Genomic DNA, 6351 nt, shown 5'->3' with positions numbered 1-6351 from the left:
GGGGGCGCTTTGAAAAGCGCCCCCGCCCCCGATTCTCTTCATCTTCTCTCTTTCGCCCCTTCTTTTCCCGCCCTACTTCCTGGGCCGGATGTGCGCAAGCACACGGTCGCGGGCCTCGCGCGAGGCTTCCGTCTCCAGTTCGTCCAGTTCGTCGCGGTCGGCAAAGCGGATGGCCCCGCAGGGGCACATTTCCGCGCAGGCGGGGCCCAGGCCCACGGCGCGCCGCCCGGCGCACAGGTCGCACTTGCGCACGGCCACGCCCCGGTCGGTGGCGAAAAAGGCGGCATAGGGGCAGGCGATGACGCAATTGCGGGTCTCGCAGCCCCGGCAGAGCATGGGTTGCAGCACCACGGCGCCGTCGCGGTCGCGCATCAGCGCGCCCCGGTTGCACACCTTCATGCAGTGGGCGTGTTCGCAGTGCTGACAGTAGATGGGAATCATCTGGCCGTCGCCGGTGCGGGCCATGGCGATGCGCGGCGTGTCGTACAGAAAGCCGCACACGGCCTCGCACGTTTCGCAGCCGATGCATTTGCTGTAGTCGATATGCAGGGTCTTGCCCCTGCCGCGGCATTCCGACATGGCGTGCTACCTCGGCCCGTTGGATGCGCCGGGGCGCGTGATGACGTCGGCATCGTAGTTGTATTCGTTTTCGCGGTGCTGCGCCTTCAGGTCCAGCCAGTTGGTCAGCGACCGCGCGGCGCGCAGCCCGCTGTACACGGCCTTGCCGATCTTGCTGGGGCCGGTCAGCACGTCGCCCGCCACGAAGACGTTCTCTATGCTGGTCATGTGCAGCCAGCGCACCTCGCCCTTGCGCACGTTCTCCAGCCCCAGTTCCTTCTGGAACGGCGGGGTGGGAATCTCGCCGATGGCGGTGACGACGATGTCGGCGGGCAGCACTTCGGTCTCGCCGGTGTTGCCGTCGGCCATTTCGATGGCCGCCACGTGCTCGCCGGGTTCGTCGGCCACCACGCGCAACGGAGTGCGGCGCTCCCACCATTCGCAGCCCACGTCGATGAGCCGGTCCACCTCGTAGCTGCCCGCCGGGGCCTCCTTCTTGGTGCGCCGGTAGACCATGACCACGCGCCTGGCCCCCAGGGCTTTCGCGCTGTGGGCCACGTCCATGGCCGAATGCCCGGCCCCCACGACCACCACGGTGCGCCCTTCCACCGGCGGCACGGACACGTTGCTGGTGGCGTACTTCACCGCGCGGATGGGGAACAGGAATTCCAGCCCGGAATAGACGCCCTTCAACTGCTCGCCGGGAATGCCCAGCTTGCGCGACTTCCACGCGCCGCTGCAAATGATCACGGCGTCATGCTCTTCCACCAGTTCGCCCAGGCCCCGGATGTCGCACGAGAAGTGGTCGCCCTCCTCCTCGTGCAGGGGGGCGCTGCAACAAATCTTGGTCTTGTTGTGGAAGTTGACCCCGAACTTGCGCGACAGGCTGAACACCCCGCGCTGGATGCGGTCCGCCGGGATGCGGTGGCCCGGAATGCCGAACAGCATCAGGCCGCCGGGCTTGGGCAGCTTGTCGTAGACCTCCACCTGGTAGCCCAGGCACCCCAGGTACCCGGCGGCGGCAAGGCCCGAAGGCCCCGCCCCGATGATGGCGACACGCCGCCCGTTGGGCGGTGCGGGTTCTTCCCGCATGAAGGCGAAATTCATGGCGTTGGACATCGATGCTCCACGGTGCTTGCCGTGCGCCGGGCCGCGAAGTGCGGCGCGCGCAGCGTGCGTGTTCAATATAGCCACGGGGCCCGCTTCCGCAAGCGGCGGGATGGGGCGGCGCACCCGGCCCGGCCGGCCGGACCCGGCTTGTCAACAGCCCGCCGGGAATGCTATCCACCTTCAATGACTGCAACGGCAGGGCGAACCGGCCTGCTTCACCCCGCAAAAGGATTGTCGCCATGAAAGTGGAACAGATTTCCGTATTTCTCGAGAACAAGGCCGGGCGCCTGGCCGAGGTCACCCACACCCTGGCCGAGGCGGGCATCAACATCCGCGCCCTGTCGCTGGCCGACACCTCGGACTTCGGCATCCTGCGCCTGATCGTGCACGACCACGAAAAGGCCAAGGCCGCCCTGAAGGACAAGGGCTTCACCGTGGGCCGCACCTCCGTGGTGGCCGTGGAAGTGCCCGACCATCCCGGCGGCCTGGACAGCATCCTGCAACTGCTGAGCACGCGCGGCGTCAACGTGGAATACATGTACGCCTTCGTGCAGCAGAACGGCGCCAACGCGGTGCTCATCTTCCGCTTCGACCGCACCGACCAGGCCATCGAAGTGCTGAACGAGGCGGGCATCCCCGTCATTCCCGGCGACAGGCTGTACCGGAACTAGCTCGCCGCCAGCAGCGCCCTTCCCTGACCGGACGGGGCCGGGTCCGGTGGATGCCGGGTCCGGCCCTTTTTTCGTGCTGATCGGGCAATGGCACGCCCCGCGCGGCCATTCCGTGACCGGGGTCACGGAATTCGCGGCCGGTGCGGCGCACGGTGGCCGTGCGGCCGCAGCCTGCCTTGCCGGATGCCCTCCCCCTTTCGCCAACCCACTCCCCACGGAGTTTCGCATGCAACGCCTTTCCGCCTGTTCGCTGGACTGTCACGGGGCCTGTTCGCTGGTGGTGCACCTGCCGGACGAAGAAACCGGCCTGCATGACGACCCCGCCGGTGGCGTGCGCGTGACCGGCAACCCGGACCACCCGTTCACGCGCGGGGTGGTCTGCGTCAAGGGGCGCGGGCTGGCCGCCCGCCGCCTGAGCCCCGACCGCATCACCACCCCGCTGGTGCGCGGCGCGGACGGCGCGCTGCACCCGGCCACGTGGGACGAGGCGCTTTCCCTGTGCGCGGCCAAGCTGGACGCCCTGCGCCACACCCCGGAATCCATCCTGCATCTGCGCGGCTTCGGCTACCGGGGGGCGCTGGCCGAGGCCAGCAACTACCTCTTCAACAGCCTGGGCGCGGCCTGCAAGCGCGGCTCGCTGTGCGACGGCGCGGGGGATGCGGCCTGCGAGGCCGACTTCGGCGCGCCGGACCACAACGACAGCGACGACTTGGCCAACGCCGCCGCCATCGTCAACTGGGGCAAGGATCTGGCCCGCTCCGCGTTGCACCTGGGACTGATGGTGCGCGACGCCCGCAAGCGCGGCATGCCGGTGCTGACCATCTCTCCCGGCGGGGACGACAACGACGCCTTCACCGACGCGCGCATCCGCATCCGCCCCGGCGGCGACCGGTTTCTGGCCGCTGCCGCCATCCGCCGCCTGCTGGCCGACGATGCCGTGCCCCAGGCCATCAGCAACCGCACGCGCGGCTTCGAGCACTTCCGGGCCATGCTGCTGGCCAGAAGCGAGGCGGAACTGCTGGCCGCCTGCGACGCCACCCCGGCGGACCTGGACACCCTGTGCCGGTGGATGCGCCGCGAGGTGGGCTCCGGCGGCCCCACGGCCAGCCTGCTGGGCTGGGGGCTGCAACGCTACCTGCGCGGCGGCGAGAGCGTACGCTTCATCAACGCGCTGGTCATGCTGTCCGGCAACCTGGGCGTTTCCGGCGGCGGCGCGTACTACGGCATCTCCTCCGGCCGCAGCCTGAACCTTTCGTGGAGCAAGAAGGCGGGCAGGCCCGCGCGCACCTTCCTGCTCTCGCACCTGGCGCGGGAACTGGCAAAGGCCGACCCGCCGGTGCGCTTCCTGTGGGTGGACGCCTTCAATCCGGTGAGCCAGTCGCCGGACGCCCCGGCCCTGGCCCGCGCCGTGGAGGCGGTGGACTTCACCGTGGTGGTGGAGGCGTTCCTGACCGACACCGCCCGCAGGGCCGACGTGGTGCTGCCCTGCGCGCTGGTGCTGGAGCGCGAGGAAATCTTCGGTTCCGCCTACCACAACTACATCGCCTATGCCGCGCCCGTCTGCCCCATGCCCGGCCAGGTGCGCCACGACTTCGACATCGCGCGCGGCGTGGCCCAACGGCTGGCCCGGCCCATCCCCTTTCCCGAGCGGGAAGAGGTGTTACGCCAGGCCCTGCATACGCCCCACCTTGAAGTATCGCTTGAAGAACTGAAAACCACCGGCTGGACCAAGGCGAAACGGCCCTCCGTGGCCTGGGAAGGGCTGCGCTTCGCCCATCCCGACGGGCTGTATCACCTGCCCGACGCCCTGCACATGGATGTGGCGGATGTCGCCACGCCCGGCGACTACCCCCTGCACCTGCTGACCCTGCTGGCCCCGGACTACGTCAACTCGCAGGTACCGTTACCCGGCCGCCAACCCGCCGACGACACCGCCCCCCTCACCGTGCAGGTGGCCCCGGAATGTCCGGCCCTTACCGCACTGGACATGGGCCGCCCCGTGTACCTCGCCTCGCCGCACGGCCGCATGCCCGTGCGCGTCCAGCCCCTGCCCGGCATCCACCCCCGCACCGTGCTCATGCCGCGCGGCGGCTGGCTGGCCCACGGCCGCTCGCCCAACGCGCTCATCGCCCCGCTGGCCACCGACATGGGCGACGGGGCCGCCTACTATGACCAGCGGGTACGGTTGGAGAATTGACCTCCGGGGAGAGGGTGTAGAGGGCCGGCAACAACGGTTGCGGCAGCGCGGACCGTTGCCCGGCCGCTACGGCAGCACCAACCGGCCCGCCACGGGCATGCGCCAGCCGGTGCCGAAGGCGCGGTCGGTCACCTTCAGGCCGGGCGCGGCCTGCCGCCGCTTGAATTCGGAGATGCGCACCAGCCGCAGCACGGTGTCCACCACCTCGGGGGCGAAGCCTTCGGCCACCACGGCGTTGCGGTCCATGTGGTGCACCACGCTGCGCTCCAGGATGGCGTCCAGCACGTCGTAGGGGGGCAGGCTGTCGGTGTCCTTCTGGCCGGGCCGCAGTTCCGCCGAAGGGGCCTTGTCCAGGATGACCGAGGGGATCAGGTCGTACCCGACCTGGGCGTTGCGCCAGCGGCACACCCGGTACACCAGGGTCTTGGGCACGTCGGCGATGACCGCCAGGCCCCCCGCCATGTCGCCGTAGATGGTGCAGTAGCCCACGGCCAGTTCCGACTTGTTGCCGGTGGTCAGCAGCAGCGCGCCCGACTTGTTGGACACGGCCATGAGCAGGTTGCCCCGGATGCGCGACTGGATGTTCTCCTCGGTCACGTCGCGCGCGGTGCGGCCCAGCGCGCCGAACACCGGGGCCAGCGCCGCGTCGAAGCCCTCCATCAGCGGGCCGATGGGCACCGTATGCACCGTGTGCGCGGGCAGGCCCAGGTTGCGGGCCACGGCCAGCGCGTCGGTCACGCTGCCCTCGCTGGAATGGGGCGAGGGCAGCAGCAGCGCCCGCACGTTTTCCGGCCCCAGCGCCTCGGCGGCCACGGCCGCCACCAGGGCCGAATCCACCCCGCCGGAAAGGCCCAGCACCGCGCCCGTGAACCCGCACTTGCGGGCGTAGTCGCGCGTGCCCATGACCAGCGCCTGCCACACCTGGGCCTCCGGCTCGGCCGGGTCCGGACAGATGGCGCCGGTGGACGCCGCAACGTCCACCAGCACCGTGTCTTCCTCGAACGGGCGGCCCCGCGCGATGAGGTGCCCCACCGCGTCGAAGGCCACGCTCTTGCCCGCGAACAGCAGATCGTCGTTGCCGCCCACCTGGTTGGCGTACAGCACCGGCACCCGGTAGCGCGAGGCCACGCGCGACAGCATGCGTTCGCGCACCGCCTGCTTGCCCAGCGTGAACGGCGAGGCCGACAGGTTGATGATGGCGTCCACCCCTGCCAGGGCCAGGTCCGCCACCGGGTCGGTCTCGTACTGGCGGTGTTCCTGCCAGAAGGTCTTGTCGTTCCAGATGTCCTCGCACACCGTGACGCCCAGCCGCCAGCCCGCCACCGTCACCGCGCCGCAGTTCACCCCCGGCTCGAAGTATCTGCGCTCGTCGAACACGTCGTACGTGGGCAGCAGCACCTTGCGCGTGGCCACCGTCACCGTGCCTTCGTGCAGCAGCACCACCGCGTTGTGCAGCCGGTTGCCCACCGGCGTGGGATTGGGCACCGGCGCGCCCACCAGCACCGGCGGACCGCCCTTCAGCCGTTGCGCCAGCCCCGCCAGCGCCTTGCGGCAGCCGGGCACGAAGTCGCGCCGCAGCAACAGGTCGCGTGGCGGATAGCCGCAGATGGCCAGTTCCGGCGTCACGCACAGCCCCGCACCCCGCGCCGCCGCATCGCGCACCGCCGCCTCGATGCGCGCCGCGTTGCCCGTCACGTCGCCCACCACCAAGTTCAGCTGCAACAGTGCGATCTTCATTGAGATTCTCCGGAGAGTAAGGAGATGGAGAGTATCGGGGAGGGGGGAGAAAACTTTTCCAAAAGTTTTCTCCCCCCT

At 69.8% G+C, this 6351-nt stretch carries 5 protein-coding genes; 2 read left to right on the top strand and 3 right to left on the bottom strand.

Annotated features, from left to right (window positions below):
• Positions 1 to 72: 72 nt before the first annotated feature.
• Both V6B97_RS16885 and V6B97_RS16880 read right to left on the bottom strand, forming a co-directional pair.
• The gene (locus V6B97_RS16885; protein ID WP_333507688.1) at positions 73 to 579 is read right to left on the bottom strand and encodes a 4Fe-4S dicluster domain-containing protein; all 507 of its coding nucleotides are present in this window, start codon (positions 577 to 579) and stop codon (positions 73 to 75) included.
• 6 nt (positions 580 to 585) lie between these two features.
• Positions 586 to 1677, bottom strand: a complete 1092-nt coding sequence (locus V6B97_RS16880; protein ID WP_333507687.1) for an FAD-dependent oxidoreductase — start codon at positions 1675 to 1677, stop codon at positions 586 to 588.
• A gap of 230 nt (positions 1678 to 1907) precedes the next feature.
• Here V6B97_RS16880 and V6B97_RS16875 point away from each other — a divergent pair, with 230 nt between their 5' ends.
• Both V6B97_RS16875 and V6B97_RS16870 read left to right on the top strand, forming a co-directional pair.
• Entirely contained in the window at positions 1908 to 2339 is a 432-nt protein-coding gene (locus tag V6B97_RS16875) for an ACT domain-containing protein (RefSeq protein ID WP_333507686.1), read from the top strand.
• Positions 2340 to 2565: 226 nt separating this feature from the next.
• On the top strand, positions 2566 to 4536 hold the full coding sequence (locus V6B97_RS16870; RefSeq protein WP_333507685.1) for a molybdopterin-dependent oxidoreductase: 1971 nt from the start codon (positions 2566 to 2568) through the stop codon (positions 4534 to 4536).
• Between the two features lie 66 nt (positions 4537 to 4602).
• Here the strand turns inward: V6B97_RS16870 and V6B97_RS16865 are convergent, their stop codons facing one another.
• The gene (locus V6B97_RS16865; RefSeq protein ID WP_333507684.1) at positions 4603 to 6273 is read right to left on the bottom strand and encodes an NAD+ synthase; all 1671 of its coding nucleotides are present in this window, start codon (positions 6271 to 6273) and stop codon (positions 4603 to 4605) included.
• Positions 6274 to 6351 lie beyond the last annotated feature (78 nt).

The organism is Nitratidesulfovibrio sp. 1201_IL3209 (assembly GCF_036763125.1).
In the GTDB taxonomy this organism is placed as follows: Bacteria; Desulfobacterota; Desulfovibrionia; order Desulfovibrionales; family Desulfovibrionaceae; genus Cupidesulfovibrio.
The sequence above is the reverse complement of the archived record's forward strand: the minus strand, read 5'-3'. Positions and strand labels throughout refer to the sequence as shown.

Excerpts from the sequence above, each read along its gene's own strand:
- V6B97_RS16880 (WP_333507687.1), bottom strand. The coding sequence starts at position 1,677 with ATGTCCAACGCCATGAATTTCGCCTTCATGCGGGAAGAACCCGCACCG.
- V6B97_RS16865 (WP_333507684.1), bottom strand. The coding sequence starts at position 6,273 with ATGAAGATCGCACTGTTGCAGCTGAACTTGGTGGTGGGCGACGTGACG.
- V6B97_RS16875 (WP_333507686.1), top strand. The coding sequence starts at position 1,908 with ATGAAAGTGGAACAGATTTCCGTATTTCTCGAGAACAAGGCCGGGCGC.
- V6B97_RS16885 (WP_333507688.1), bottom strand. The coding sequence starts at position 579 with ATGTCGGAATGCCGCGGCAGGGGCAAGACCCTGCATATCGACTACAGC.
- V6B97_RS16870 (WP_333507685.1), top strand. The coding sequence starts at position 2,566 with ATGCAACGCCTTTCCGCCTGTTCGCTGGACTGTCACGGGGCCTGTTCG.